22 protein-coding genes are annotated in these 25,961 nt (G+C 45.6%); 4 read left to right on the forward strand and 18 right to left on the reverse strand.

The annotated features are described in order from the left end of the window. Window positions 1–193: 193 nt before the first annotated feature. The 10 genes from DWV53_RS06990 to galE all read right to left on the reverse strand — a co-directional run bounded on the left by DWV53_RS06990 (window position 194) and on the right by galE (window position 9,350). The gene (locus tag DWV53_RS06990; RefSeq protein WP_118152592.1) at window positions 194–1,681 is read right to left on the reverse strand and encodes a xylulokinase; all 1,488 of its coding nucleotides are present in this window, start codon (window positions 1,679–1,681) and stop codon (window positions 194–196) included. A 104-nt stretch (window positions 1,682–1,785) separates the two neighbouring features. Further along, window positions 1,786–2,139 (reverse strand): hypothetical protein, encoded by a 354-nt coding sequence (locus DWV53_RS06995; protein ID WP_118152594.1) that lies wholly within the window; start codon window positions 2,137–2,139, stop codon window positions 1,786–1,788. A gap of 106 nt (window positions 2,140–2,245) precedes the next feature. After that, complete coding sequence (locus DWV53_RS07000) at window positions 2,246–2,542, reverse strand: winged helix-turn-helix domain-containing protein (protein WP_022121836.1); 297 nt, start codon at window positions 2,540–2,542, stop codon at window positions 2,246–2,248. A gap of 269 nt (window positions 2,543–2,811) precedes the next feature. Then, complete coding sequence (gene aspS / locus DWV53_RS07005) at window positions 2,812–4,572, reverse strand: aspartate--tRNA ligase (protein ID WP_118152596.1); 1,761 nt, start codon at window positions 4,570–4,572, stop codon at window positions 2,812–2,814. A gap of 171 nt (window positions 4,573–4,743) precedes the next feature. After that, window positions 4,744–5,193, reverse strand: coding sequence for a hypothetical protein (locus DWV53_RS07010; protein ID WP_117586734.1), 450 nt, complete (start codon window positions 5,191–5,193; stop codon window positions 4,744–4,746). 53 nt (window positions 5,194–5,246) lie between these two features. Beyond that, on the reverse strand, window positions 5,247–5,645 hold the full coding sequence (locus tag DWV53_RS07015; RefSeq protein ID WP_006849007.1) for a hypothetical protein: 399 nt from the start codon (window positions 5,643–5,645) through the stop codon (window positions 5,247–5,249). A 48-nt stretch (window positions 5,646–5,693) separates the two neighbouring features. After that, window positions 5,694–6,236 (reverse strand): RNA polymerase sigma factor, encoded by a 543-nt coding sequence (locus DWV53_RS07020; protein WP_118152598.1) that lies wholly within the window; start codon window positions 6,234–6,236, stop codon window positions 5,694–5,696. 20 nt (window positions 6,237–6,256) lie between these two features. Further along, window positions 6,257–7,717, reverse strand: a complete 1,461-nt coding sequence (locus tag DWV53_RS07025; RefSeq protein WP_367379680.1) for a L,D-transpeptidase family protein — start codon at window positions 7,715–7,717, stop codon at window positions 6,257–6,259. A gap of 114 nt (window positions 7,718–7,831) precedes the next feature. Further along, on the reverse strand, window positions 7,832–8,113 hold the full coding sequence (locus DWV53_RS07030; RefSeq protein WP_181992437.1) for a T9SS type A sorting domain-containing protein: 282 nt from the start codon (window positions 8,111–8,113) through the stop codon (window positions 7,832–7,834). Between the two features lie 199 nt (window positions 8,114–8,312). Next, window positions 8,313–9,350, reverse strand: coding sequence for a UDP-glucose 4-epimerase GalE (gene galE / locus DWV53_RS07035; RefSeq protein WP_006849003.1), 1,038 nt, complete (start codon window positions 9,348–9,350; stop codon window positions 8,313–8,315). Between the two features lie 176 nt (window positions 9,351–9,526). On the opposite strand from galE, the gene DWV53_RS07040 reads away from it, so the two are divergent. Beyond that, complete coding sequence (locus tag DWV53_RS07040) at window positions 9,527–11,515, forward strand: fructose-1,6-bisphosphatase (RefSeq protein WP_118152616.1); 1,989 nt, start codon at window positions 9,527–9,529, stop codon at window positions 11,513–11,515. Between the two features lie 53 nt (window positions 11,516–11,568). On the opposite strand, the gene DWV53_RS07045 is transcribed toward DWV53_RS07040, so the two are convergent. The 8 genes from DWV53_RS07045 to DWV53_RS07080 all read right to left on the reverse strand — a co-directional run bounded on the left by DWV53_RS07045 (window position 11,569) and on the right by DWV53_RS07080 (window position 19,481). Then, window positions 11,569–12,027: a lipocalin-like domain-containing protein gene (locus DWV53_RS07045; protein WP_117727982.1), complete on the reverse strand. Its 459-nt coding sequence runs from the start codon at window positions 12,025–12,027 to the stop codon at window positions 11,569–11,571. A 10-nt stretch (window positions 12,028–12,037) separates the two neighbouring features. Continuing rightward, window positions 12,038–13,627 carry a capsule assembly Wzi family protein gene (locus DWV53_RS07050; protein WP_118152604.1) on the reverse strand — a complete coding sequence of 530 codons (1,590 nt, stop codon included), beginning with the start codon at window positions 13,625–13,627 and terminating at the stop codon, window positions 12,038–12,040. Window positions 13,628–13,762: 135 nt separating this feature from the next. Then, window positions 13,763–15,037, reverse strand: coding sequence for an NADH:ubiquinone reductase (Na(+)-transporting) subunit F (gene nqrF, locus DWV53_RS07055; RefSeq protein WP_118152606.1), 1,275 nt, complete (start codon window positions 15,035–15,037; stop codon window positions 13,763–13,765). 18 nt (window positions 15,038–15,055) lie between these two features. Next, complete coding sequence (gene nqrE / locus DWV53_RS07060) at window positions 15,056–15,679, reverse strand: NADH:ubiquinone reductase (Na(+)-transporting) subunit E (protein WP_006848996.1); 624 nt, start codon at window positions 15,677–15,679, stop codon at window positions 15,056–15,058. Window position 15,680: 1 nt separating this feature from the next. Continuing rightward, window positions 15,681–16,307, reverse strand: a complete 627-nt coding sequence (locus tag DWV53_RS07065; protein ID WP_006848995.1) for an NADH:ubiquinone reductase (Na(+)-transporting) subunit D — start codon at window positions 16,305–16,307, stop codon at window positions 15,681–15,683. Window positions 16,308–16,319: 12 nt separating this feature from the next. Next, window positions 16,320–16,922 carry an FMN-binding protein gene (locus DWV53_RS07070; protein WP_089542478.1) on the reverse strand — a complete coding sequence of 201 codons (603 nt, stop codon included), beginning with the start codon at window positions 16,920–16,922 and terminating at the stop codon, window positions 16,320–16,322. Between the two features lie 18 nt (window positions 16,923–16,940). Beyond that, window positions 16,941–18,098, reverse strand: a complete 1,158-nt coding sequence (locus DWV53_RS07075; RefSeq protein ID WP_118152608.1) for an NADH:ubiquinone reductase (Na(+)-transporting) subunit B — start codon at window positions 18,096–18,098, stop codon at window positions 16,941–16,943. 27 nt (window positions 18,099–18,125) lie between these two features. After that, window positions 18,126–19,481: a Na(+)-translocating NADH-quinone reductase subunit A gene (locus tag DWV53_RS07080; protein ID WP_118152610.1), complete on the reverse strand. Its 1,356-nt coding sequence runs from the start codon at window positions 19,479–19,481 to the stop codon at window positions 18,126–18,128. A 353-nt stretch (window positions 19,482–19,834) separates the two neighbouring features. Between DWV53_RS07080 and DWV53_RS07085 the strand changes: the two genes are divergently transcribed. The 3 genes from DWV53_RS07085 to DWV53_RS07095 all read left to right on the forward strand — a co-directional run. Beyond that, entirely contained in the window at window positions 19,835–24,034 is a 4,200-nt protein-coding gene (locus DWV53_RS07085) for a translocation/assembly module TamB domain-containing protein (protein ID WP_118152618.1), read from the forward strand. 914 nt (window positions 24,035–24,948) lie between these two features. After that, window positions 24,949–25,383, forward strand: coding sequence for a hypothetical protein (locus DWV53_RS07090; RefSeq protein ID WP_118152612.1), 435 nt, complete (start codon window positions 24,949–24,951; stop codon window positions 25,381–25,383). A 78-nt stretch (window positions 25,384–25,461) separates the two neighbouring features. After that, window positions 25,462–25,961, forward strand: a 500-nt coding sequence (locus tag DWV53_RS07095) for a BT4734/BF3469 family protein (RefSeq protein WP_181992438.1), incomplete at its 3' end; no start/stop codon positions are given.

Genomic DNA, 25,961 nt, shown 5'->3' on the forward strand with positions numbered 1-25,961 from the left:
GTTCATCATGACAAAACATAAGTGGATAGATACTCAGAAAATCAACTACAGATATTTAAATCCAATCCTTAAATAAGATGGAAGCTCCCCCAAAAGTCAAAAGAATCGGAAAAAAGAAAAATAAAGGGTGAGACTTCTCCCACCCTTTATCTGATATTATAAAAAAAGTTTGTCTAAAGTAAATTACAAACGTTTAAAGTTTTTTCAGCTCTTCTTTCCATGCAGAATAAGCCTCGAGATAAGCAGAACGGTTAGCCTCATCAGGATCTATGACTGCAAGTTTCTTCAATGAAGCAAAAGCCTCATTATGATCCTTATAGATACCGGCACCAATACCAGCACCCTTAGCTGCACCTGCACTACCATCTGTCTCATAAAGTTCGATAGTAGCACCACTCACACCCGCCAAGGTATCTCGGAACAACGGACTGAGGAACATATTAGCCTTACCTGCATGAATATTCTTGATATCCATACCCATCTGCTGCATGATTTCCATTCCATAGCAGAAACTGAAGACGATCCCCTCTTGTGCTGCACGAACAATATGAGCACGATTATGCTTATTAAAGCTGATGCCACGAATAGAACAACCAACTTCCTTATTCTCTAATACACGCTCAGCTCCATTACCAAATGGGATAATCTTAACACCATCACTACCTATTGGTACAGAAGCTGCAAGATCATTCATATCCGCATAGCTTACATCTGGAGTGATATTTCGATGAACCCACGCATTCAAGATACCAGTTCCATTGATACACAACAATACACCAAGACGGTCAAGGTCTGTAGTATAATTAGCATGAGCAAAAGTATTGACACGGCTCTTTGGATCATAGTTAACATCACCCAATACACCATATACAACTCCTGATGTACCTGCAGTACTTGCTATTTCACCCGGATTGAACACATTCAGACTCACAGCATTATTTGGCTGGTCACCCGCACGATAAGATATTGGTGTACCTTCTTTCAGACCAAGTTCTTCAGCTGCCGCTTTACTTACTACACTCTGTACAGAGAAAGTAGGAACAATATCAGCCAGAATGCTTTCATCGAAGCCAAAGTAATCAAGCAGGAATTTAGCAGGCTTTTTCTGGTTGAAGTCCCACATCATACCTTCAGAAAGACCACTGATAGTAGTCTTAACTTCACCTGAAAGTTTCATTGCCAGATAATCACCAGGAAGCATAATCTTATCAATCTTATCAAACAGTTCCGGTTCATTATCCTTTACCCATGCAAGTTTAGATGCAGTAAAGTTTCCAGGAGAATTGAGCAGATTACGCAAGCAGAAGTTCTCACCTAAATCATGAAAAGCCTTCTCGCCGTAAGGTACGGCACGAGAGTCGCACCAGATGATACTAGGACGCAAAACTTGCTGATTCTTATCAACACAAACCAAGCCATGCATCTGGTACGAGATACCAATAGCAAGGATATCTTCACCCTTGGCACCAGATTCTGCCATGATTTTCTTAAGCGCCAGCTTAGCATTATCCCACCACATCTGAGGATCCTGCTCTGCCCAACCGGTCTTTACAGCCATAATGGGTGCTTCATGATCCGGATAGAATGCTGAAGCTACGATTTCTCCATTGTCAACATCAGTAAGCGAAGCCTTTACAGAACTTGAGCCTACGTCAAAACCTAATAAATATCTACTAGCCATAGTTTATTCGTTTATATGTTTATTGTTTAACTTTTATCAGTTATTATAAAGTCTACATATATTATACGAACATACTACAACATTCCCCTCATAAAAAAAATAATTTAGAACATATTCTCATCAAAAAGACTTTGAGGAGCACTATCGTCAGCCTTGTCCTCCCCTTCATTACTATTTTCTAATACAGAAGAAGAAAAATTAAGCATCAGTTGCTGTACGGCCTTTGAATCAAAATTAACATGATATACACCATACCCCTTACCTTTTTCTATAAGCGATTGTGGGTCTTTAGCGCATCTGGTGAGATATTGTGTAACATAGCTATGAACATCCTTGTAATTCAGAGGTGTAAAAATCGAATTACAGGAATTATATACATGACGAGCTATTTTTTCTACTTTCAACCCTTTTGCACCCGCAGCCAAAAGAACATTGAATATCTCCTGATCAAGTTTCATATAATAATCATAACATTCGTCCTCTTTCAAGAGAGAAGACAGAAAAAGAAAAAACCGCGGTTACTCACTTACAAGCAACCGCGGCTCTTTGAAAAATAAACCTTATTTAAGCGAGAGCAACCTTGTTGTCCTCATCCTTAATCTTACCCTCTTTGAAGAGCCAACCGATACCAAGGATTACATCCTCTGTACTGATCTTAGCAGCCTTAGCAATTTCTGCTACTGTGAGAGCCTTTTCTGAAGCTGCCAATGCCTGATATACATCACCAGCTCTAAAACCTGCGTTCTCTGCGTTCAAGTAAAGAACGTCCTTCTTTGCTGCAGGAGCCTTCTTTGCTACTGGAGCCTTCTTTGCTGCTGGCTTCTTTGCAGCAGTCTTAGTTGTCGCTTTCTTTTCTACCATGTTTTAAGAATTTTATGAGTCTATTGAGCCTCATTTCGTCAGCTCAACCTTAATATCTGCTGCAAATTTATAACTTTTATTTCGAAATAGTGTTAGAAAAATAGAAAAAACTACTACTTATAAACAAAAGTGCTGCATTTCTTGATTTACGTCAAGAAGCGCAGCACTTTATTTACTAAAAATCAATTACTTATTATAAATCATTGAATTTTTCTCAAGGCATTTTACGCATACTCTTTTATGGAGTGAATACCTTCGTTTCTCTATTTTTATTCAGCCTTCAAATCAAGTTTGATCTCCAATTCATCCAACTGCTTAGGGTCAAGTTCTGAAGGAGCATCGAGCATAACATCTCGACCTGAGTTGTTCTTTGGGAAGGCAATACAATCGCGAATACTGTCGAGACCAGCCATAATGCTGACGAAACGGTCCAAACCGAAAGCAAGACCTGCATGAGGTGGTGCACCATACTTGAAAGCGTTCATCAAGAAACCGAACTGGGCCTCAGCACGCTCTGGAGTAAAGCCGAGAACCTCGAACATCTTCTCCTGCAACTGAGTATCATGGATACGGAGAGAACCTCCACCTACTTCGATACCATTGCAAACAAAGTCGTATGCCTTGGCACGAACCTGCTCAGGATGCTCATCGAGCAATGGGATATCATCAGGATTTGGCATAGTGAAAGGATGATGAGTTGCCATCAGGCGCTGTTCCTCATCGCTCCACTCAAAGAGAGGGAAGTCGATAATCCAAAGACACTTGAATACGTTCTTATCACGAAGACCAAGACGGTCACCCATTTCCAAACGCAAAGAGCAAAGCTGAATGCGTGTCTTGTTAGCATTATCACCGCTCAAAATCAAAACAAGGTCACCATCCTTGGCTCCCATTACGGTCTTGATTTCAGCAAGTTCCTCTGGAGAATAGAACTTATCTATGCTACTCTTCACGGTACCATCTGCATTGTACTTAATATAAACCAAGCCCTTGGCTCCAACCTGAGGACGCTTAACAAAATCGGTCAATTCGTTCAACTGCTTACGGCTATAATCAGCACAACCTGGAACACAGATACCGCCAATATACTTAGCCTCATCGAATACAGAGAAATTACCCTTACCTGTGAAAGCATCTTTCAACTCAACAAATTCCATACCGAAGCGCAAGTCTGGCTTATCGCTACCGAAACGGCGCATAGCATCGTGCCAGGTCATCTGCTCCAACTTAGGAAGTTCTACACCACGAATCTCCTTAAACAAATGGCGAGCCATTTCCTCGAAAAGGTTGATGACATCATCCTGATCAACAAAACTCATTTCACAGTCAATCTGTGTAAACTCTGGCTGACGGTCAGCACGAAGATCCTCATCACGGAAGCACTTGGCAATCTGGAAATAGCGGTCGAAGCCAGCAACCATCAAGAGCTGCTTTAAAGTCTGAGGACTCTGTGGAAGAGCGTAGAACTGACCTGGATTCATACGGGAAGGAACAACAAAGTCGCGGGCTCCCTCTGGTGTACTACCAATAAGAATAGGAGTTTCAACCTCCATGAAGTTCTGTGCATCGAGGAAATTACGAATCAAGATGCACATACGATGACGCAACTCCAGATTTTTGCGCACTGCAGGACGACGCAAATCAAGATAACGATACTTCATACGGATATCATCACCACCATCAGTATTATCTTCGATAGTGAAAGGAGGGGTCTGACTCTGAGAGAGGACATTGAGTTCCTTCACCAGGATTTCGATGTCACCAGTATCCATTTTAGGATTCTTGCTCTGTCGTTCACTTACTACACCCTTTATTTGAATGCAGAATTCACGACCTAGCTTGTTAGCTGCATCACACAAGTCTTTGTTATCAGCCTCATTGAAAACCAACTGTGTGATACCATAACGGTCGCGCAAATCGACGAATGTCATACCACCCATCTTTCTTGAGCGCTGTACCCAACCGGCAAGTGTCACTTCCTTGCCGGCATCAGAGAGACGTAACTCTCCACACGTATTACTTCTGTACATACCTTATTATATTATATTATTATTTTCCAAAGTGCAAAAGTACAACAAATAACGGAAAGGACAAAATAAAATCGCGAAAATATTATTAAAAATATCTTCGCGACCCTATTAATGTGACCAAAAGTCACATAAATACATATTAAATAGTTTTATCTCTACTTTTTTAGAGATTTATTTCTTCATCCGTCTGAATGCCTGCCGATGGAACCGTTCCTCTGCCTTGATGACACTGAACACCTTATTAGGTGGCAAGATGGTCATAAATCTAGAATGATACTCTTGCTGCAACTGTTTCAGCTGAATATCCAACTCATCCTGTCTTCTGATAGCTTCGGCACATGCCTCATTATCATTCGGATTCACATGACGGAATCGGCGCATTTCATCGAATATCATACGCATTTTCTTACCCATCTGTCTATATACCGGGAAGAATTTAGCAGCTTCTCTCGGCGTAAGACAGGCATTAGTCGTAATAAACTGTTCTAGTTCAGCCTGAAACCTTTTAGGATCAAATCCATCATGATGTTTTCTACCCTGAGGCTGTGAAGCAAGCGAAACCAGACTAATCATCAGCATAGCTAAAAGCGCAAGAAACCTATGTTGCATTATCTTTCTCATACCTTATCTTTTTTTTAAAATCTTTATCTGTAGACAAAAAGAAATACCAACCATTAATTTTCTGCAATCAGCGATGCATAGATAGTTTCATTATCCATCATCGTATAATCGGCCATCTCATTAAAAGTAGCATCTTCATTATTATTCACAGCAGCTTTCTGAACCATATGGTCCACATGTGCCATAGCAGGCTTACTGCTTCCCGTATATTTCAGCGCCAGTACCGAGCCACCTCCCATCACAGCCAATACAGCAACAGCCGCCGCAATCTTTCGAATCGGCATACGCTGCCATAAGCTAGGCTGCATGTGAATGATGCGGGGTTCCTGCTCCGGCAAATTTGCCATCACCCTATCCGTCAGCTGGTCGAAATAACCAGCCGGCACCTGGAAATGGTTTTTCTTACCAAAACGGCTATTCAATATATTGTCTTCTTTTAACATATTCCTCATTCCTTTCTTTTATACTTTATTAAATAGACGAAAACTAACCGAAAAGGTTTAATCCTTACGATTGAAATAATCTGTAATTTTTTTCACTGCAAGATGATAGGAAGCTTTCAGAGCTCCTTCACTTGTTGACAGCACCTTACTCATCTCTGAATATTTCATATTATCATAATATTTTAGAGTGAAAACTGTGCGTTGAACATCAGGCAGTAGGGCTACAGCCTCTTGCAGTTCTGCCTGAATCTGGTCACCATCAAAATAGTCATCGGCAAGAAGACGTGAAGCCAAGCCCGGCTCGTCTTCGGTACTGACATTTACCATCTGCTTTTTGCGTCTCAAGAAATCAAGCGCTTCGTTAATTGCTATACGGTAAAGCCATGTTGAGAGCGAAGACTTTCCCTGAAACGAATCCAGATTGGTCCAAGCCTTAAAAAAGGCATTCTGCAACACATCATCAGCATCATCATGATCTAAAACAATATGGCGAACCTTCCAATACAACGGCTCGCTATACTGACTTACCAGTACAGCAAAGCCTTCGCGTTGGGTCTTAGGATCCCTAATCATCGCCAAGAGTTCTTTATCGTTTATCATTGCTTTTACAAATGTGTTGTTTATAGATATTTTCTCAACATATCGAATATTACCGCATCAAATCCATACACATCAGAATATTCAGCTATTCTGCCTCCTGCTAACGGATAGAGTGTATAATAGGTTATGAAGAGAGGAACTTGAGGATTAACCTTTACGTTATTCACAACAAGTTTTTTATTGGCCAGCGAATCTGCTGTCATCGAATAGTATATCTTTTCCTTCAATTTCTCGTTTTTGTCAGCCAATAGGAAGACAGCGAAATCGTATGGTTTTTCTATTCTGATACATCCATGCGATACTCCTCTATCCTCTTGTCCAAACACGCCCTTACTGTTAGTATCATGCAGGAAGACCGAGAAATTATTATCAAAACGGAAGATGATTCTTCCCAGAGCATTCCCCTTTCCGCCCCGCTGGGCGATGCCATAAGCACCAGAAATAAGCATAGATCGAGTTACTCTGTTTAAGTCAACCTCCTTACCTGTTGCCACTTCCCTTACATAGTAGTTACGCGCGCGAAAGTAGCCATGATTCCCCACCCGGTGTATCATATCATGGAGAACGATACTACGGGGAACAAACCATTGAGGATTCAACTCCATACGTTTGATATGACTGTTCAATATCGGGGTTTTGGTTTTACTGGCTCCACATCCTATGCGCATCGAGAGCGTATCCTGATGATCAATAGCCATCAGATGGAACGATGGTATATTGACAACCACATATTTTTCGTGTTGCCAGGGATTAGCATACTGTCTCCAGCGGCAACGTTCCATGTTGCAGAGAATTTTGATTCTCATCGCCTTGCCCAGTCCTCCAGCCTTCAATTTCTCCAGCAGTTGATAATAGAAAGGATTCTTAGGCTGTACTTCTTTCAGGAAGGAAGCCACCGAGTCGCATCTAACCATTTGCATAGCCTTCTGATAGAACGCATCATCTGCATGAGCCATTTTTACATCAAACAGACCTCTGAACCTAACGGGTCTCTTGACACTATCATAAGGATTGGGAGCAAGAGTATCTAAACGATTGAAAACAAAACTAGGATTCATAAATCCAAAATTCTGCCCCATCGTATATCTGAAGTAAGCTTTGGTCAAGCGATACTCCAGTCGGGCTATCACTTGATTTATCTGATTATCAGCTGAATCTAGATTTAAATCTCGTAACCTGTCAATATCTCGGGCAATAGCATCCACATAGAACCGACGTTTATCAAATCCCATATCCGCTACAGTACGCAGGCAAGTCACCAGGGAGTCAGCCTGACTATTTACCCCATGACGTGTAATCCAAAGCAGATTACCTTCATTCTGATAATAGCGACGGGTATGCAAATCAGCAGCATGTCGGTCTTTATCATTTCGCATGATGCTGTCTATCAGATTCCTTACCGCCCTCGAATTGATAGCATAGGCAGAAGAACGTAAGTCCTGATAATCATCTAACGATAATTGGAAATTGCTGTTTGGCACCCTGTCGTGGCAAGAACAGAACATCAAACAGCAAGAAATGATAAGTAACGAAAAATGAAAGACTTTCACTTTCTGATTAAAGTTAAACGGCATTCTAAGGCCTCTATAGTACTATTAATGCTTTACGCAAATTTTGCGCGTAAAGGTATTCCCCACCTTTACAATATAGATACCATCAGCCAATGGCAAGTTTACGCGCTTGTCATTACCTTCTATGCGGAAGGTCTTGATAGTAACACCTGCCACATTATATATTCTCACCACTTGCCCGCTAGCGCCTGTGATATGCATCACGCCCCCAGCATAGTTCAAGTTGATATCTGCCACATCAAGGTCTGTCCATTCTATGTTTCCCTCGTTGGCCATAGCATCCGAAGGAACAGAAAGTGCTAACATTGCAATTGTTAATATTGAAAGTAAAGTCCGTTTCATATATTTTCAAGTTTCGTTAAACCAATAGTTCTTTCTGCAAAGATATATAAAAAAAAGGAAACTTACCATCTTCCCGACGATAAGTTTCCCAAAAATTAGCTTTTTTAACCTTTCAGAGGAAAAAAGAAGCCAATTCACATTATTTTCTAAAACAACCAACATTTTACATGATGCCATCAGCGCGAAGTTTCTGCTGCCATTTCCAAGCAGAAGCCAACACATCTTCAAGCTTAGCCTCAGCCTTCCAGCCGAGTACCTTGTTCGCCTTGGTGCAATCACCCCAAATTTTCTCAATATCGCCCTCTCTTCGTGGACCATACTTCCAATTCAGTTTCACACCTGTAGCTTTTTCAAAAGTCTCAACAATTTCGAGAGTTGAGTTTCCATTACCTGTACCGATATTGAAATATTCGATAGGCTCAGTCTCCTTATCAAGAACACGTGCCATAGCAGCTACATGTGCCTTAGCCAAGTCTACAACATAAATATAGTCGCGGATACAGGTTCCATCAGGAGTATCATAATCATTACCAAAGATAGTGAGTTCCTTGCGGATACCCATAGCTGTCTGAGTAACGTATGGAATCAGATTGTTTGGCACACCATTTGGCAACTCACCAATCTCAGCAGAAGGATGTGCACCTATAGGATTGAAATATCTCAATACAATGCTCTTGATGGCTGCACCACTATGGATATAATCTGCTATGATCTGCTCATTAATCTCCTTAGTATTGCCATAAGGTGAAGTAGCCTTCTGATGAGGAGCCTCTTCTGTTACAGGCAAATTCTCAGGCTTCGGCTGACCATAAACGGTACAAGAAGAAGAGAAGATGATACCCTTTACCTGATACTTTGGCATAAGTTCCAGGAGATTGATGAGCGATACGATATTGTTGCGATAATACAACAATGGTTTCTGTACGCTCTCGCCTACTGCCTTGCTTGCAGCAAAGTGAATGATACCCTTAATATCTGGATATTTCTGGAATACTGCCTCGGTAGCAGCCTTGTCGCGCAAGTCAACCTGTTCAAAAGCAGGGCGGATACCAGTAATCTTTTCGATACCATCGAGTACTTCAATCTTTGAGTTTGAGAGATCATCTACGATAACAACATTGTAGCCTGCCTGCTGCAACTCTACTGTAGTATGGCTACCTATGAAGCCTGTACCACCTGTAACAAGAATAGTTTGTTTCATAATCAAATATAGTTAGTTTGAAGAATTATTATATTTCTTCTGCAAAAGTACTGCAAAAATCTGAAAAAGCAGAAAGATTTTTCAAAAAAATACTTTTTTCCTTTGTTTTATCTATTATTTATACTATCTTTGCAAAAGATAAATAGTAAAAAGGCTCTAAGAAAATGGAAAAAAACATGAAACATTATAATATAGAACAAGACATGAGATATTTGCAGTTGCTCTCTCAGTCGTTCCCTACTATAGCAGAGGCGAGCACCGAGATTATCAACCTGCAAGCCATCCTCAACCTGCCAAAGGGTACCGAGCATTTTCTTGCCGACATCCATGGTGAGTATGAGGCCTTCCTGCATGTACTGAAAAATGCATCAGGAAATATCAAGCGTAAGGTGAACGAACTCTTTGGCAATACCCTTCGCGAACAGGAGAAGCGAGAACTCTGCTCTCTTATTTACTATCCTGAGCAGAAACTGGAACTCGTCAAGCAGAACGAACCCGACATCAACGACTGGTATCACATCACCCTGCACCAGTTGGTGGCTGTATGCCGTGATGTTTCCAGCAAATATACCCGAAGCAAGGTGCGCAAATCGCTGCCATGCGATTTCTCGTATATTATCCAGGAGCTTTTGCACGAGCACACCGAAGATCATGACAAGACAGCCTATGTCAATGTTATTGTTGATACGATTATCAGCACAGGCAGAGCCGATGATTTCATCATCGCTATAGCCAACGTCATCCAGCGCCTGGCTATCGACCAGCTCCATATTCTGGGCGATATCTACGATAGAGGTCCAGGAGCCCACATCATCTTGGACAAGATGCGCCGCTACCACAGTTGGGACATCCAGTGGGGTAATCACGATGTACTATGGATGGGAGCAGCTGCCGGCAATGATGCCTGCATCTGTAATGTGATACGTCTCTCCCTGCGATACGCCAACCTCTCGACATTGGAAGAAGGCTATGGCATCAACCTCGTACCACTCGCTACTTTTGCGATGGAAACCTACAAGGAGGATGATTGCAAAGAATTTCTGCCTAAGCTCAGCGGAGGTGCAGCGGCAATGGATGAAAAGACCCAGCGGCTCACCTCTCAGATGCACAAGGCTATAGCTGTCATCCAGTTTAAATTAGAGAGCCAGCTTTTCAAGAAGCATCCGGAATGGAAGATGAAAGACCGTTGTCTTTTTGACCATATCGATTACAGGAAAGGCAAGGTAGAGATTGACGGAAAAGAGTATGACATGACCTCATGCCACTTCCCTACCATCGATCCGGACAATCCTGACAAACTATCTGAAGAAGAGGAAATTCTGATTCAGAAACTGCATCATTCGTTTATGGTCTGCGAGAAGCTGCACAAGCATATCAACGTTATGCTGCAGCATGGTTGCATGTACGCTATCTTCAATAACAACCTGCTTTTCCATGCTTCCTGTCCGCTCAACGAAGATGGTTCATTAAAAGAGGTAGAAATATATCCTGGCAAGAAATTCAGCGGCAGAGCCCTGATGCATCATACGGGCATGCAGATACGCACAGCTTTCCAATCAGATTCTGATCCGAATGAAAAGGAATATGCCATCGATTATTTCATCTACCTATGGTGCGGTCCTGACAGTCCGCTCTTCGACAAGAGTAAGATGGCCACCTTCGAACGCTATTTCATTACCGATAAGGAGACTCATAAAGAAGAGAAGGGATACTACTTCCTGTTGCGCGATAACGAACAGGTTATCGACCATATTATGGATGAGTTTGGGGTAACCGGTCCTAACCGCCATATCATCAATGGGCACGTGCCCGTTCGCACAACCAAGGGCGAGAACCCTATCAAGGCAAACGGCAAGCTGATGGTTATCGATGGAGGTTTCTCTAAAGCCTACCACAACGAGACTGGCATTGCCGGCTACACCTTAGTATATCACTCCCGCGGATTTCAGCTGGTCCAGCACGAGCCATTTACGAGTATGGAAGATGCCATCAAGCGAGGTACCGACATCAAGAGTACCACACAGATTGTAGAAATGTCGAACCGCCGAATGCTGGTAGCCGACACAGATATAGGTTGCGAACTCCGTAAGCAGATAGAAGACCTGAAGGAGCTTCTCTATGCTTACCGACATGGTTTCATCAAGGAATCAGAAAGGAAGAAGTAAGAAACCGAGCATACAAAAAAGCCCCCGGTGCTACATGCATCGAGGGCTTTTTTTCAGAATTTTCTGAACCGCAATCTCAGGGTTTTACTCTTCAGTTGCATCTTACCTCCGGTCATTACCTCCTTGGCAAAATGCTCATTCAGATGATTGATGCCACAGCTACGCAAAGAATCATTCATTTCTGTTAAAAGCACATCGCCTCCATAATCTTCATGCCATTTATTACGATAAACAGATGTAATCAGCAAACTGTCGGAGGTTTGCTCAAAACGCAGATAAAATCCTCTACCATCACCAAAGTAATCATAATCAGCAACCTGAATCAACTTATACTGGCAGCCCCAGAACACGCGCTTATCAGCAAAGTTACAAGTACCCCCTGTAGCTAAAGTATCTACCTGCTCCAGATGCCAGAAACCATCCAAATCACCATTCTGGCTTGTTTCTACCTCACATGAGCTTAGAGTGAGCATCATAACAGCAAGGGAAAGCACCCCTATTATCTTTTTCATATTTTCTATCTTATCGATTATTATTTCTTTTCGTCAGCAAGCCTCTTTTGCTGATGGTTATCTGCATACCGGCATTATGTCCCAGCATCTTTTCGCTACCGAAATCCATCGCATAGCCTGCCTTCAACTGCCACTGATGCGGGAAATCATAATGGGCCTCTACCAGAAAACTTGCATTATGATGCTTTTTTGTAAACGGGTTGCTATATGTACCCCAACCTTTCTGATAGGTGCCTAATATACGATAGCCCAACCGCTGTGTAGGTTGACCATCAAAGCCCAGATGATAAGCTATGAAACGGTTGTTTCTGATATCAATATATCCGTCGTTATTATAAATAGGCGAACGGTAGAGTGGATTTCCTATCACCTGGCCCCAATGCTGCCATCCAGGATAGATGCTGTGGTTATAATAATCATCAGTACCCGCTATATGGTCTGCGATACTCGATGTACGGTCATGATTGTACGGACCACTCTGATATTTGGTATAGAGATACTCCAGCACCACATTTTTCAGCCAGCGTGAATACTTCAGATTCAGTTCGAAGCCCAGCATGATGTCCTTCAGCGAATACATGAAGAAACGGCGTTTTACTTTCTTATTCCAGTCTGCGCCCTCACCATATCCATTATAGTCGAGGAGAAACATCTGGCTGTGATCTTCGAAATAATGATCGGCATAGATGGAAGCTTTCCAACTGTCAGTGTCATAATTGATACGCATCAGCCAACTGCCCAACTGGTTGCCGGCAACATTGGCATAAGCCCCTTCACCTGCATCAGAGCCCGTTGCCGACAGCGCATGCCAGAAGCCTTTCAGATTTTTCTCGGTAGGAATCTGTACCATACTGTCACCTATTGGACGATATGCATTGCCACCAAACTGAGCAACCATTTCCAAGCCCATTTCTATGCTGAGCGGACAGAAAGCATTCTCGTTTCCGATACGCAAGAAACCAGCCTTGCTGTGATAGAGCATGTGGTCACAATATTTAGTCTGCCGTTTCGTAAAATCATGCTGCCAGCCATCATCCGTAGTCATACCATAAGCCAGATGACCTTTCAGTTGCAGCCAGCCTCTACCAAACGGAAGCGTCCAATATTCAGGAAGCGCCAGACGAACCTGAGGTATCGGACGGGCATTGATACCCAGACACTGGCTACCACTGGAGAGCGACTGGTTTTTTAGCTCCATCGGATATTCCTTGGCACCTGCAGTCAGCACACCATAAAGCCAGCGGGCCTCCACATAAGCCTGCTGCACCACTACATTGCTGGTATAGTTTACCGGTACTGCCACATCTACTCCATATCCTACAGCCCAGCGGCGAGCAGAATCTGCAGAAAGCGGACGAACCAGACTACCTCTAAGATAGCCGTTATTCTTCTCTAAAGAACTTAATCCATGTTTGTTTGCGTTAAGCCACAATGGGGTTTTACCTTTCGAAAACGACCCTTGCATCTCAACACCATATTGTATATCTTCCCGAAGATCTATCTTCTCCGTGCCATCCTCCTCTTGCCACATATACTGTGCCATAGATGGGGCTGCCAGACTGCAAAGGGAAAAACATACACCTACCTTTATCTTATTCATAATTAAATCTATACTTTCAAGATAAAAACGTAATTATCTCTATTATATTGTATATATTCAGAAAAATAAAAAAAGAGCAACACTTGCCTCTCTTTTTTTGAGAACAAGCATTGCTCTTTTAATTGAATTATCGTTTTATCCGAAGTTATCGTACATGATGCTCTCAGGATCTACTCCGAGAGAATCCAGATAATCTGTTACTGTCTTGATCAGCATTGGAGGTCCACAGAGATAGTACTCGCAATCCTCTGGTGCCTCGTGATCCTTCAAGTAGGTATCACGGATGCAGTTAACAGCAAATCCCTCGTAGTACTTCACGCCCTGAGCATCTGCCACTGGGTCCTTGCGGTCCAATGAAAGATGGAAGTGGAAGTTAGGGAATTCCTTCTCAAGCTCCCAGAAGTCCTCAAGGAAGAATGCCTCACCCAATGCACGCGCTCCGTAGAAGAAGTGAAGCTCACGGTCGGTAGTGTGCAGGGTCTTGGTCATGTGCATAATCTGCGCACGCAATGGAGCCATACCGGCACCACCACCAATCCAGATCATCTCCTTGCCTGATGTGAAGTTAGGATGGAAGTCTCCGTAAGGACCACTCATCATTACCTTGTCGCCTGGCTTCAGAGAGAAGATGTAAGAAGAAGCGATACCTGTTGGTACGTTCTGGAATCCTACCTGTGGACGTGGCAAGAATGGAGTTGTGGCGATACGTACGGTCAGGGTGATGATGTCACCCTCGTCAGGATAGTTCGCCATAGAGTAAGCACGAACGGTAGGCTCTGGATTGTGAGCCTTGAGAGAGAAGATGTTGAACTTCTTCCATGCTCCGATGTACTCCTCGCCAATGAGATCCTTGTCGAAATCCTTGTCGTAATCGATGCAGTCGTATGCAGGAATCTTGATCTGAGCGTAAGAACCCGGAACGAAGTCCATGTGCTCGCCTGGAGGCAGAGCCACCTTGAACTCCTTGATGAATGATGAAACGTTCTTGTTGGAGATAACCTCGCACTCCCACTCTTTCACGCCCATCACACTCTCAGGCACCTTGATCTTCAGGTCGCCCTTCACCTTGCACTGGCATCCCAGGCGCCAGTGGTCCTTAATCTGCTTGCGGGTGAAGTGAGGCTTCTCTGAATCGAGAATCTCACCGCCGCCCTCGAGCACCTGAACCTTACACTGGCCACAGCTTGCCTTACCGCCACAGGCAGAAGGCAGGAAGATGCCGTTCTCATTCAGCGTAGTCATCAAACTGCTGCCCTGAGGCACGTTGATGGTCTTGTCGCCATTGATTACGATATTTACATTTCCGCTAGGGCTCAGATACTTCTTAGCCACGAGCAGGATGATAACCAGCAGGAGAATCACCACGAGGAAAACTCCGATACTAGCCAATATAAATGATGTATTACCCATATCTATAGTCCTCCTATTTTAGATTTTCAAGCCTGAGAAGCAAAGCATAGCCATTGCCATGAGGCCTACTGTGATAAATGTGATGCCAAGTCCCTGCAATGGCTTTGGCACGTCGCAATACTGCATCTTCTCACGGATGGCTCCCATCAGAACGATGGCGAGAGTCCAACCCAGACCGGAACCTACGGCATAAACGATGCTATCCCATACAGAGGTGATAGCCTGAGTATTGGTAGGCTCCATCAGGATGCGCTGCTGCATGAAGAGCGATGCACCCATGATGGCACAGTTTACGGCAATCAATGGCAAAAAGATACCCAGCGCTGCATAGAGCGATGGTGAGAACTTCTCTACAATCATCTCTACCAGCTGCACGATACCGGCGATGACGGCGATGAAGAGGATGAAGCTCAGGTAAGTGAGGTCAACACCCAGAATGCCATCGGCGCTGAGCACCTTGGTCTGCAACAGGTAATCTACAGGCACGGTGATGAGCAACACGAAGGTTACTGCCAAGCCCAGGCCCAAAGAGGTCTTCACGTTCTTGGATACTGCCAAGTATGAACACATACCCAGGAAGTAGGCGAAGATCATGTTATCGACGAAAATCGAACGGAAAAACAAACTTATTGCGTGCTCCATCTTACTTCTCCTCCTTATAAATATAGGCACGATGTACCCAGATTACACATCCAACGAGAATCAATGCCATGGCTGGCATGGTCATCATACCGTTGTTAACATATCCGAAGTTGTAAGCTCCCTCCGGTATCAGCTGGAAACCGAGCAATGAGCCGCGGCCCAGAAACTCACGAACAGCACCCACAATCACGAGGATGAGGGCGTAACCCAAACCATTACCTACACCATCGAGGAATGAAGGCCAAGGCTTGTTCATCATGGCGAAAGCCTCCAAGCGACCCATCAGAATACAGTTAGTGATGATCAGACCCACATACACGGAGAGCTGCACGCTCACGTCGTAGGCGAAAGCCTTCAGCACCTGGCTCACGATGGTAACCAGGGCAGCAACTACCACCAACTGGACGATGATACGGATGCGCTGAGGGATGGTGTTGCGGATGATGGAAATAATCACGTTAGAGAATGCCGTGATGATAGTAACGGCAAGTCCCATCACAATGGCTGGCTTCAGCTGGGAAGTAACAGCCAGGGCACTACAGATACCAAGCACCTGAACGAGGATAGGGTTGTCGCCGTTCAGTGGCTTGATGAATGCCTCCTTATTTTGTTTACTAAATAATGCCATAATTTCGCTTAATTATTTAATGAATTTAGCAAGACCTTCCTTGAGCATTGCATCCACACCATCGGATGTCAATGTAGCACCGGTAACGGCATCTACATTGTTAGGGTCGCCGGCAGGAGCGTCTTTCTCAACGCCCAGAGCGATGCCCTCTACTCCATCCTTGTGAATCTTCTTGCCCTGGAACTTCTGCTGCCACTTCAGATTGTCCTTGATTTCAGCACCAAGTCCGGCAGTCTCGCCTTCGTGGTTGAAATATACGCCATAGATGGTGTTGTTGTCGGCATCCACGGCGATGAAGCCTGAAATGCCGCCCCAGAGACCCATACCCTTTACAGAGTAAACGGTCTTCTTCTGACCATCAATCTCGCACTCGTAATACTTCATGCCGTCCTTCTCCTTCTCGTCCTTCACCACCTCTTTATATTTGGCAGCCGCAGTAGCGTTGTCAAGGTCGCGCAGGTTCAGCGAGTTGAGAATCTGCTTCTGAGTATCAAGAGCCACGTTGGCATCCTGTGTTGCCTTCAGCGAAGAAGACACGAACGCGAGCAGGAATGCCACGATTACCACGATGATAACCGAATAGATAATAGTATAGCTATTTGAATTTGTCTTCATATCTACATTCCTCCTACATTATTTAATAGCACGTTTAGCACGGCGTGAGATGTTGCCCTGAACTACACAGTAGTCAATGAGTGGAGCAAACATGTTGCCAAAGAAGATAGCGAGCATCATACCCTCTGGATAACCTGGGTTCATCACACGTACGATAACGGCGATGGCACCGATGAAGAATCCGTAGAAGTACTTACCCTTCTCTGTACGGGCAGAGGTTACAGGGTCGGTAGCCATGAATACGGCACCGAAGCAGAAACCACCGAGAACGATGTGCTCATACCAGGCGATAGGTGTCATGCCGAGAGCCTGGAAGATAAGCGCCATCACGATGCCGCCTGCGAATACGCTGCCCATGGTCTTCCATGATGCGATGCCTGTCCAGAGAAGGATGATGGCACCGATGGCGATGGCGATGACTGAAGTCTCACCGATACAGCCAGGAATGAAACCGATGATAGAATCGCAGAGACTAGCTGAAGGCATGCTGCCCTGAGCCAGCTGTCCGAGAGGAGTAGCAGCTGTGAAGCCATCAGGCAGGGTGTTACCCAGACCGAAGATAGCATCCTTAGCCACCCAGACCTTATCACCACTCATAGCCAATGGATATGAGAAGAAGAGGAACATACGGGCACCCACAGCCACATTGAAGATGTTCATACCGGTACCACCGAAGATCTCCTTGCAGAAGATAACTGCGAAGGCGCACGCCAGGGCGAGCATCCACAGCGGTGTAGAGATAGGAATGATCAATGGGATGATGATACCGCTGACGAGGTAACCCTCCTGGATTTCCTCGTGCTTCCACTGAGCCCAGGCAAACTCGATGCCGAGACCCACGATGTAGCTAACCAGCAACTTAGGGAGGACAGCCAGGAATCCGAAGCCAAAGACCTCGATGAAGCTGGCAGTATCCAGTGTACCTGCAGCCTTGAAATTCTGGTATCCCACATTATACATACCGAAGAGCAAAGCAGGAATCAGGGCGATTACCACAAAGCTCATGATGCGCTTCGAGTCGATGGAATCGTGGATGCTGGCTCCGCTCTTCGCTGTCGTATTAGGCACGTACAGGAAGCTCTCAAAACCGTCAAACACGCTCTCGAAGGCATGCAGCTTACCTCCCTTCTGGAAGTTAGGCTTTATCTTATTGAGATAATTTCTTAATGCACTCATTATTTAAATAATTAACAGTACTAAAAACTAAGCGTTCTCCTTGCGCAGGGTATCCAAGCCCTCGCGTACAATCTTCTGCAATTCGAGCTTAGATGAATCCACGAACTCAGCCACAGCAAAATCTTCAGGACTTACCTCGTAGATACCGAGCTGCTCCTGCTTGTCGATATCGCCGGCGATGATTGCCTTGATGAGATACTCACCATAGATGTCCATCGGGAGCACCTTGTCATACTCGCCGCTCATGATCATGTGGCGCTCGCCACCCTTCACGCGGGCATCGAGATTATACTCCTTCTTCTTGCCGAAGAGCCAGGAGAGATATGAACGCGATGTAGAGAACTGATCGGTACGTGGAAGAATCCAACCCAGCATCTCGTCGTTGTCATCACCCTCTGGGATGGCTGTAATCTCTGATGTATGACCACCTACGAAATCGGCTGTGGTCGTCTTTACACCGGTAAGTGGATTACCATTGATAAGTCGCACATGGTCAGCAGCTTTCAGCTGATTGGCTACAAAACTGCTTAAAGGTGTACCTACCAATACTTCAGCATAGCCAGGAGTCTTGATTTCACTACCAGCCACAGCTACAGTCTTGTGCAAATCAACCTTACCTGTCAGGAAGAGTCTTCCGAAGAAGATAACCGATGCTGGATCTACTGTCCAAACCACCTCGCCCTTGTTTACCGGGTCGATGTTGTTCACCTGTACGCCTACATTACCTGCCGGGCAAGGACCGTCGAATACATTGAGTTCTACGTTCTTAGCCTCGCCGAGCGCATTGCTGTGCTGGTCAACGCCAACACCGAGATAAGTTTTCGCAATCTTGCTCAAGGCTGTCAAACCCGTCTGGAAAGCCTCTTCGTTGCCTTTGAGTTCTACCTCAAAGTCGGCTGCGAGCGGCATGTCGCGGAGGGCGGAAACGAAAATTGCCTTAGGCTTGGTGTCGGGAGTTGTGGACACAGCATAAGGCAACTGGTTGATGTATCCGAAGAGACCAGCCTCAAGCAGCGCCTGCTTGACAGCCTCACCGTCTAACGCATCAACGTTTTTCTTACCAAAATCCGTAGAGGTCTGTACTGCGTCGGCCTTCACCTTCACGCAGAGCACCTTTCGGCGCTCACCTCTCTCAATGGCGGTTACTTCTCCGCTCACTGGCGAGGCAAACTTCACCTCCGGGCAAGCCTTGTTCACAAACAAGGCATCTCCGGCATTGACATGCTCGCCCTCGCGTACCACTACCTTAGGAGTCACACCCACGAAAGCCGCAGGAACCAGCGCATACTCGCCAGCCTGAGCCACCTGGAGCGTTACATCCTTGGAAGCCTTACCCGTAAGGTTAATGTCCAAGCCTTTACGTAACTTAATTACATTTGCCATAACTACATTAAAAAAATATTAAATATAAATTTACTAATCACTTCAAGATATATGCGTCAGCGCCCTCATCAAGACGCTATACTGGCCATCTGCCATAAAACATATATTTTATCTTCTTCTATGCTGAAACTTCTAACGTGCTGCAAAAATAGTGAAAAAAAGTGATATAAAAAAGAAAAATTGTGTGAATTATTCGATTTTATGCCGATTTTTCAGTAATTTTGTCGCAAAATTCAAATTAGTAACATTTTTGTAAACTAGAGAAAGCAACTCTGAAACATTTAAAACATATCATCAATAGCATTATATGGACGCTGGCTGCTGTCTATTTCTTGCTTGTCGTACTGTTGCACGTGCCACCAGTACAGGCCTTCATCGGCTCTGAAGTAGCCGGTGCGCTGGCTCAGAAATTCGGCACTCAGGTAAGTATCGGAAAGGTGAATCTGGGCTTCTTCAACCGCATTATCATAGATGACGTGATGATGCTCGACCAAAAGGGCGACAGCATGATCTGTGCTTCGCGCGTATCGGCAAAGCTCGATTTCCTGCCTTTGAAGGATGGCAAGATTTCGGTTTCATCTGCCCAGCTCTTCGGGCTCAATGCCAACATCTACAAGCAGGATGCCAAGAGCCCGATGAACATCCAGTTCGTGCTCGATTCGCTGGCTTCGAAAGATACCACCCGCCATACTCCGCTCGACCTGCACATCGGAAGCCTGATTATCCGCCATGGTGCCGTTGCCTACAACCAGCGCGATATTGCGCCTGAGCCGGGCGTCTTTTCGCCGCAGCATCTAGGCATCACCGACCTCTCTGCCCACATTATTCTGGGCCATCTCACAGACAAGGATATCCATTTGACTGTCAAGAAGATATCGCTGAAAGATAAATCAGGACTTCAACTCAGAAATCTGAGATTCAAACTCGATGCCGACCAGCAGCAAGCCCTGCTCAGAGACTTCAGCATCGAGCTCCCTCATTCGCAATTGCAGTTTGATGACCTGCGCGCTACCTACCGCATCAAGAACAAGCATATCGTAGAGCCTACACTCCAGTTTCAGGGCGGCATCAAGCCATCCGTCATCACGCTTGCCGATATTGCTTGCTTCGTGCCTGAACTCCGCAAGTTCAAGGATGCCCTGCAGCTTCATCTCCAGTTTTCGGGCACCAGTACATCTGCCCGCATCCATAACCTCGAATTCAAGACTCAGAGCGGCAGTCTGATGCTCAGGGCTAACGGCCGTGTGAGCGATTGGGACCGCCTTCTGCGCTGGAAGGCAAACATCTCAGCCCTCAAGATATCAGGCGATGGCATCGGAGAGGTTTCCAGAAATCTGGGCAAACGCATCAGCATTCCGAAAGAAGTGCTGCGCCTGGGCGACATATATTATATAGGTGAAGTATATGGTGCTGGCAAGAAGGCAGGCACCCGCGGCCAGCTGAAGACCGGCGTGGGCGAAGTAGCCATCAAGGCCGAAAAAGCTGGCTCCGAGCTCAAGGCTAGCATCAACACCCAGGGCATCAACCTGGGCCGAATCCTCGACAACGGGCAGTTCGGCATCCTGGCAGCATCGCTTTCGGCTCACGGCAACAAGCAACATTTCTATGCCAAGGGCAGCATTCCGCGCTTCGATTTCAACAAGTACAGCTACCGCAACATTCAGATAGACGGCAGCTATAACCGGGGATTGCTCGAGGGACTCGCATCCATCGCCGACCCTAACGCCAACATCCAGGTAGAAGGCTCCTACTCCATCCCGCACAAGCAGTATGCAGCTACTGCCCATGTACAGCATCTGCTGCCAACCATCCTGGGACTGAAGGTAGCCGACAAGACCTACAGTCTCGATGACATCACCGTAAGCGCCAAGAACCAGGGCAAGGACAGCTATTTCGACCTCGAAGCCCCGTTCGCCAGCATCCATGTTAACGGAGAGTACGATTACGCTACCCTCACCAAGAGCTTCACCAACCTGGTAGCCAGCAAACTGCCTACCCTTCCGGGCATCGGCAAGGTAGACAGGAGTGCGAAGAATCATTTCACCTTCCAGGCAGAAATCACCTCTACCGAGATACTGCAGCGCATGCTGGGCATTCCGCTGAAGATAGAGCAGCCCGTCTTTGCCGATGGATTCATGAACGATGCCGAGAAAACTGTCAACATCTATGCCAGCGTGCCTGACTTCAGCTATGACGCAAAAGACTATCATGGAGCCAAAGTGCGACTGCATACCATCAACGATTCGCTCAAGGTAGATGCGCAGATCAGGCAGGGCAAATGGGGAGATAACGGACCGGGCATCCACGTAAAGGCAGCCGCTGCCGACAACCAGCTCTTCGCCAAGCTCTTCTACAACAACCATTCGGCAAAACTCCCTATCCAGGGCATCATCGATACGAGGGCGCAGTTCTTCAAGAACGAAGATCATGTTTCTACCGCCCACGTAACCATACACCCGTCTGAAATCAGAATCGACGGCACACCGTGGAAGGTTCATCCTGCCGACATCATCTACAGCAAGAAGCGCCTGCTGGTAGACCATTTTGCCGTGAGCCACGACCAGCAGCACGTCATCGTTTCCGGTCTTGCCACACCCGAGAAGACCGATTCTATCGTAGCCGACCTGAAGGATGTGGATGTGGCATACGTGCTGAACCTCATCAATTTCCATTCGGTAGATTTCACCGGCAAGGCTTCGGGCAAGGCTATCATCAAGAGCCTCTTCAACGACCCTGATGCCTACGCCCAGCTAGACGTGAAGGAGTTTACCTTCGAAAACGGACCGCTCGGTGTACTCCATGCTGGTGTCAACTTCAACAAGGAGCTCGAACAGATTGATATTCATGCAGTTGCCGATGATGGTCCGGAGCATCAGACGCTCATCAACGGATACGTCTCGCCTAAGCGCAACTATATCGACCTGGGTATCGATGCCCAGGGCACCAGCATGAAATTCCTCGAGAATTTCTGCGGCAGTTTCATGAACCAGGTAGAAGCCTGGGGCGATGGTCATCTCAATGTGGTGGGCGATTTGAAAAGCGTCAATCTCGTAGGCGATATTACCGCTCATGGCAAGGTGCACCTCAAGCAGCTCAACACCGATTATACCTTCGATGCGCTCCGTGCCCACGCTATCCCAGATGATATCCTCATAGAGAATGATACCATCTTCGACCGCAACCGCAACATAGCCATCCTGAGCGGAGGCATCCACCACAAGCACCTCACAAGGCTGAGCTACGACCTCGATATCAAGGCGCACAACTTCCTGGGCTTCGATACCCGCGAGTTTGGCGACAACACCTTCTATGGCACCATCTATGCCACGGGCGAGGTAGGCATCCACGGCAAGAGCGGCGAAACCGTCATCGATATCAACGCCGAGCCCGAACCGGGCAGCATCTTTGTATATAATGTGGCAAGTCCGGACGCCATCAGCGACAAGAGCTTTATCCACTGGCACGAGATTGTGCCGGATATCATGGACAGCCTGAACGGGGCTCCAACCACGAAACAGAGAGAGGATGACATCGGTTTCGAATCGGATATGCGCATCAACTTCCTCGTAAACACCAACCAGAACCTCACGCTCAAGCTGATTATGGACGAGCAGTCGGGCGATAACATCACCCTGAACGGAGATGGCGTAATTCGCGCCAACTACTTCAACAAGGGCTCGTTCGACATGTTTGGCAACTATGTGGTAGACCACGGCACCTACAAGCTCACCATCCAGAATCTCATCAAGAAGGAGTTCGAGTTTATGCCGGGCGGCACCATCGCCTTCGGTGGCAATCCATACAACGCCCCACTCAACCTGCGGGCTAAATATACCGTAAACGGAGTGCCGCTGAGTGACCTGCGCATAGGCCGTTCGTTCTCGGGCAACAACATCCGCGTAGACTGCCTGATGGACATCACCGGCACGCCTCAATCGCCTAAGGTAGATTTCTCGATGGACCTGCCTACGGTTAACAGCGATGCGAAGCAGATGATCTACTCTATCATCAATTCGCAGGAAGAGATGAACCAGCAGGTGCTCTATCTCTTGGGCATCGGCAGGTTCTACGCCCAGACCAACAACAACCAGGTGAGCGAGGATGGCGAACAGCAGAGTCAGACTTCGCTGGCGATGCAGAGCCTGCTGAGCGGCACCATCTCGCAGCAGCTGAACACCGTACTTTCCAACGTGGTGAAGAGCAACAACTGGAATTTCGGTGCCAACATATCTACGGGCGATGAAGGTTTCAACAATGCCGAATATGAGGGCATTCTGAGCGGCAAGCTGCTCAACAACCGGTTACTCTTCAATGGCCAGTTCGGTTATCGCGACAATCCGAATGCCACGCAGAGTTTCATCGGTGATTTTGACCTCCGCTACCTCATCTTCCCTAACGGCAACCTCGCCATACGCATGTACAATCAGACCAACGACCGCTATTTTACGCGCAACAGTCTGAACACGCAGGGTCTCGGTCTCATCATGAAGAAAGACTTCAACGGCCTCCGCGATTTCTTCGGCATCAAAAAGAAGAAGAAGAAAAAGAAATAAAAAGCCCAAAAGAGGGTGTGTCATAACCAGATGACTCACCCTCTTTTTATTTTCAGAACTTCGCATGTGGGGAAGTTAGAGGGAAGTTAAGGGAAGTTAGAAGAAAGTTAAGGAACAAATGTCCTAAGTTTGAGCTAGAAGACTGTTGTCTTAACTCCTCAGCGACTATAGGGAGCGATAACTCATTTAACTTCTTTAACTCATTTAACCCTTTAACTCCTTTACCTCCTGAACCTGCGAAACCTGAATCTAATATGCGAAACTTCAAGTTTTCTGCGTTAATATTTGTTTAAAAACCAGTCCTTTTTCGGTATCGTTAACTTCTTTTATCTGATAATTGTTTAACACAACATAAGACGGGATTTCCTACCCTACTTGATTTTTCAAAGATTTCAGCGGTAAGAAATGAGGAAAAAGTGGACCCCTAAAAAAAGGCACCCATTTCGGAACCAAAAATAAACGCTTAAAATATGTAAAAACGGGCTGAACTCTTAAAATATGTTTATAAAAAGCGAAAAACACCCTTCACCACCCTTCACCCGTAACTATTTGACACACAAAACCTTAAATAAAAAGGTGAAGGGTGAAGGTTTGAAAACTCTTTTTTATATATACGCGCGGCAAGGGAAAAAATCCGTTTTTTCATTTTTCTGATTATCTGGTTTTTCCAAAAATCCTAAAAAAAAGAATATAATATAAGATTTAAAATATACCCTTCACCTCGTCACTTTTCCGATGTTTCGCTTCTTCACTACTTCTTCTTCAAAATACCCCTACAAAAATGGGCGCAAAAATGCTGCGTTAAAAAGTTTAACCTAGGTTATTCTTTGTAAAAATCGAGCTCTATAGAGCTCCCCGCCTAAGTAAAACATTTTGTTTACCTTCGCAACATGTTAACAACAAAGAATAAAACAATGAAAGATTTACGTAAATTTATAGCAGAACTTGAAGAAGAAGCCAGATTTAAGCTGGCTATCGCAAAGACATGTAGCGTATCACCAACTAGGATTCTTAAAGAAACTGGTGGAAAGGTCACTATCGATCAGAGGATAGATAACATGACGCTCATTCCAGAGTACATATTCGCTATGGATAGTGCCATCAAAACCATTCTCATGGAAAAAGACGAAGACGATGCCTTCGAAGGTAAAACTTGGATTCATGAAGAAAATGTCCATCATAAAACAAGATTCCAGTATTATTGCGATGAAGTGAGCATATGGGAACGGAATAAAGGTTCGGTATACTGGAGCGAACATAACAGAGCATGGAGCTACTGGAGAGATATTCTTTCCTACAAGAAAATTACTCGTAAACTTAAAGAAATATTAGAAGATTCAAACTCATAAAACCCAAAAGAAATGAAAGAAAACAAAACCACAAACGAGACCGGAAATAACCCGGAAACAGAACAGGAGAAAGAGGTCTTGCCCTCTTTTTTCCAGACTCTGAAGACCTCTACCAGCAAGCCTCTCCCCAACAGAGAGGTGCTGGAGTACAACATCATGCATTCAGCACCGGTGAAAACCAATACCGAAGGCTACAGGTCGATGACGAAGGTGGACAAGAGAACAGCAGAGGACATCAAGCACCGGCTGCCCTGCATCACTCCCAGCGTGCAGCTCAAGGGAAGCTCCAAGAAGCTGACTGACTTCAGGAAGGAAACCTATTGGCTGATGCTCGATTATGACGACGTGCCCCCCAAAAACATCGCGGCGCTCAGGCAGAAAGCCCGGAAAATCCCCTTCACCATGGTCTTCTACATCACCGTCTCGGGCAAGGGATTCCGCATCCTGCTCAGATATATGCGGCCTGAAGGATGCAATCTCACTGCCACCGAACTCCACCTGCTCGCCATCAGGAAAGCCATGAGCATGTACGACAAACTGCTGGGTATCAGCAGCGACAAGCAATGCCAGGACATGGT

The organism is Segatella copri (genome assembly GCF_003465495.1).
Taxonomy (GTDB): domain Bacteria; phylum Bacteroidota; class Bacteroidia; order Bacteroidales; family Bacteroidaceae; genus Prevotella; species Prevotella copri_G.

Bases quoted from the DNA above. Each gene is read 5' to 3' on its own strand.
- DWV53_RS06990 (WP_118152592.1), bottom strand. From the start codon at position 1,681: ATGGCTAGTAGATATTTATTAGGTTTTGACGTAGGCTCAAGTTCTGTA.
- DWV53_RS06995 (WP_118152594.1), bottom strand. From the start codon at position 2,139: ATGAAACTTGATCAGGAGATATTCAATGTTCTTTTGGCTGCGGGTGCA.
- DWV53_RS07000 (WP_022121836.1), bottom strand. From the start codon at position 2,542: ATGGTAGAAAAGAAAGCGACAACTAAGACTGCTGCAAAGAAGCCAGCA.
- aspS (WP_118152596.1), bottom strand. From the start codon at position 4,572: ATGTACAGAAGTAATACGTGTGGAGAGTTACGTCTCTCTGATGCCGGC.
- DWV53_RS07010 (WP_117586734.1), bottom strand. From the start codon at position 5,193: ATGAGAAAGATAATGCAACATAGGTTTCTTGCGCTTTTAGCTATGCTG.
- DWV53_RS07015 (WP_006849007.1), bottom strand. From the start codon at position 5,645: ATGAGGAATATGTTAAAAGAAGACAATATATTGAATAGCCGTTTTGGT.
- DWV53_RS07020 (WP_118152598.1), bottom strand. From the start codon at position 6,236: ATGATAAACGATAAAGAACTCTTGGCGATGATTAGGGATCCTAAGACC.
- DWV53_RS07030 (WP_181992437.1), bottom strand. From the start codon at position 8,113: ATGTTAGCACTTTCTGTTCCTTCGGATGCTATGGCCAACGAGGGAAAC.
- galE (WP_006849003.1), bottom strand. From the start codon at position 9,350: ATGAAACAAACTATTCTTGTTACAGGTGGTACAGGCTTCATAGGTAGC.
- DWV53_RS07040 (WP_118152616.1), top strand. From the start codon at position 9,527: ATGAAACATTATAATATAGAACAAGACATGAGATATTTGCAGTTGCTC.
- DWV53_RS07045 (WP_117727982.1), bottom strand. From the start codon at position 12,027: ATGAAAAAGATAATAGGGGTGCTTTCCCTTGCTGTTATGATGCTCACT.
- DWV53_RS07050 (WP_118152604.1), bottom strand. From the start codon at position 13,627: ATGAATAAGATAAAGGTAGGTGTATGTTTTTCCCTTTGCAGTCTGGCA.
- nqrF (WP_118152606.1), bottom strand. From the start codon at position 15,037: ATGGGTAATACATCATTTATATTGGCTAGTATCGGAGTTTTCCTCGTG.
- nqrE (WP_006848996.1), bottom strand. From the start codon at position 15,679: ATGGAGCACGCAATAAGTTTGTTTTTCCGTTCGATTTTCGTCGATAAC.
- DWV53_RS07065 (WP_006848995.1), bottom strand. From the start codon at position 16,307: ATGGCATTATTTAGTAAACAAAATAAGGAGGCATTCATCAAGCCACTG.
- DWV53_RS07070 (WP_089542478.1), bottom strand. From the start codon at position 16,922: ATGAAGACAAATTCAAATAGCTATACTATTATCTATTCGGTTATCATC.
- DWV53_RS07075 (WP_118152608.1), bottom strand. From the start codon at position 18,098: ATGAGTGCATTAAGAAATTATCTCAATAAGATAAAGCCTAACTTCCAG.
- DWV53_RS07080 (WP_118152610.1), bottom strand. From the start codon at position 19,481: ATGGCAAATGTAATTAAGTTACGTAAAGGCTTGGACATTAACCTTACG.
- DWV53_RS07090 (WP_118152612.1), top strand. From the start codon at position 24,949: ATGAAAGATTTACGTAAATTTATAGCAGAACTTGAAGAAGAAGCCAGA.